Annotated in this window: 1 protein-coding gene; it reads right to left on the bottom strand. The window is 69.2% G+C overall.

Annotated features, from left to right (window positions below; translation table 11 throughout):
* Positions 1-565: 565 nt before the first annotated feature.
* Positions 566-841, bottom strand: coding sequence for a hypothetical protein (locus tag O3W51_RS48010; protein WP_269290399.1), 276 nt, complete (start codon positions 839-841; stop codon positions 566-568).
* Positions 842-1489 lie beyond the last annotated feature (648 nt).

Raw genomic sequence — 1489 nt, 5'->3', positions numbered from 1 at the left:
CCATGATGGCGCCGGCGACGGCGGTGATGGCGGCTGCCTTGGCAATACGGGACATCGAAAGTCTCCTTGGGAGGGTTGAGTCCGCCGCAGGGTCACGGCGTCGACTTCACCAACGGGCGTGCTTGGCCCCAGGTCACGGACGTTACGCCGAACGAGCGCCCGCATCACGCGCCGCAGTCCCGGGACGCCGGCAGGGGGCCGTCCGGGTGAATGCGGGTTGCCGGTGGTGGCGCCGCCCGTGTCGTGGACCGCGAGCGGCTCGTTCATGGGGTGCGACATCGAGGTCCGGTCGGGCCTGGCGGTTTCGCCCTTTCCTGCCAGGCCCGACCGCATCATCCGTAGCCCTACGGGCGGCGACCCCTGCGTCAGCTCGCATCCCACCAGCGGCCGGCTTCCGGGCGTGGTCAGGGCTCGACCCCGAACCTTGGACACGGCTTATCCCGGCGCGGGCCGCGTGGGTCGCAGGTCCTCGCGAAGACAGCGCCGCAGGAGCAGCAGCCCGGTGACATCAGCACCGTCCGCGAACTGGGGGATCAAAGATAGGTTCTCAGATTCTGCGCGGTCACTACGCCTGATTCTTGGCTTCCGTTCCGGGATCATCCTGCTCAGGTAGATGCCGAATGACCTGTTCCGCGCCGGCCGTGGCGCCCGCCCCGAGCGGCACGGCGGCGATGCGCCCGGTCTTCTGCCGGCACTCCGGATCGCGGTCGGTGTGCTCACGCGCGTTGGTCAAAGTCTTGGCCGACGGGGTGGCACCGCGTGCCGTGTGCCCACTGATCGCCGCCAGGCACAGCGGCGTCGCGGTTCCCGCCGTGACGCGACTGGCCGGCAGCACGTTCAACGGGTGCGACATCGAGGTCCGGCCGGGCCCGCCAGCAGGCTCCCTATCCCTGCCAGACCCGGCCGCATCATCCGACACTCCTCGATGCCCCGAACCCACCTGCGGCCACCCTGAGGCCGTCGGCCAATTATTCGATGTGCGCAATCGTGGATGCGGGCGGCCGTGACGACCAGGCGGGGGCGGCGTGCTGGAGCCACCTGACACGTGCTGTCCCCGCCTGGCCTGCAGACCCCAGACCGCGGCCTGCGGTGGACATGCTCGGCCCCCGGTGTGGGCGGAGGGTGAGGGCAGAGCGCATCCGCACCACTGCATAGACACAAATGCCTCTTTTGAAACATGCCAGATGCCGGCGGAACAGACGTTCCCAGGAACCGTCCGAGGCGACGGGCACGGCGTGGACGGTCCGGTGCTTCGCGGAGTCCTGGGTGATTGCTCCGGGCCAGCAGGGGGCTGTTGCGGTGAGATGTGGCGTCGATCCCAGCAAAATCGGCGTGTCGGGGAGCGGCCGGCGGTGCCGGGCGTGGTGTTGATCGTGAGGTCCGTGCCGCACCGGATGTGGCGCTGTCTCACCTCCAGGGAGATTTTCATGATGCGTATCGCCAAGGCCGCCACGGTCATCGCCGCTATGGGTGCCGCCCTGTTCGGCGG

Source organism: Streptomyces sp. H39-C1 (assembly GCF_027158125.1).
Taxonomy (GTDB): Bacteria; Actinomycetota; Actinomycetes; order Streptomycetales; family Streptomycetaceae; genus Actinacidiphila; species Actinacidiphila fildesensis.
The sequence above is the reverse complement of the archived record's forward strand: the minus strand, read 5'-3'. Positions and strand labels throughout refer to the sequence as shown.